We start from the raw sequence: 582 nt of genomic DNA, 5'->3' as shown, positions 1-582 counted from the left end.
AATCTGTCACTTGGGGATGGGCCTGCGGCGCATTAGCTAGTTGGTGAGGTAACGGCTCACCAAGGCGACGATGCGTAGCCGACCTGAGAGGGTGATCGGCCACACTGGGACTGAGACACGGCCCAGACTCCTACGGGAGGCAGCAGTAGGGAATCTTCCGCAATGGGCGAAAGCCTGACGGAGCAATGCCGCGTGAGTGATGAAGGTTTTCGGATCGTAAAGCTCTGTTGCCAGGGAAGAACGCTTGGGAGAGTAACTGCTCTCAAGGTGACGGTACCTGAGAAGAAAGCCCCGGCTAACTACGTGCCAGCAGCCGCGGTAATACGTAGGGGGCAAGCGTTGTCCGGAATTATTGGGCGTAAAGCGCGCGCAGGCGGTCATTTAAGTCTGGTGTTTAATCCCGGGGCTCAACCCCGGATCGCACTGGAAACTGGGTGACTTGAGTGCAGAAGAGGAGAGTGGAATTCCACGTGTAGCGGTGAAATGCGTAGATATGTGGAGGAACACCAGTGGCGAAGGCGACTCTCTGGGCTGTAACTGACGCTGAGGCGCGAAAGCGTGGGGAGCAAACAGGATTAGATA

1 rRNA gene is annotated in these 582 nt (G+C 56.7%); it reads left to right on the top strand.

From position 1 onward, the window contains the following. A 16S ribosomal RNA gene (locus ACS72_RS05610) occupies positions 1–582 on the top strand; the annotation flags it as partial.

It is taken from the genome of Acinetobacter sp. VT 511, assembly GCF_001077515.1.
Taxonomy (GTDB): Bacteria; Pseudomonadota; Gammaproteobacteria; order Pseudomonadales; family Moraxellaceae; genus Acinetobacter; species Acinetobacter schindleri.
The sequence above is the reverse complement of the archived record's forward strand: the minus strand, read 5'-3'. Positions and strand labels throughout refer to the sequence as shown.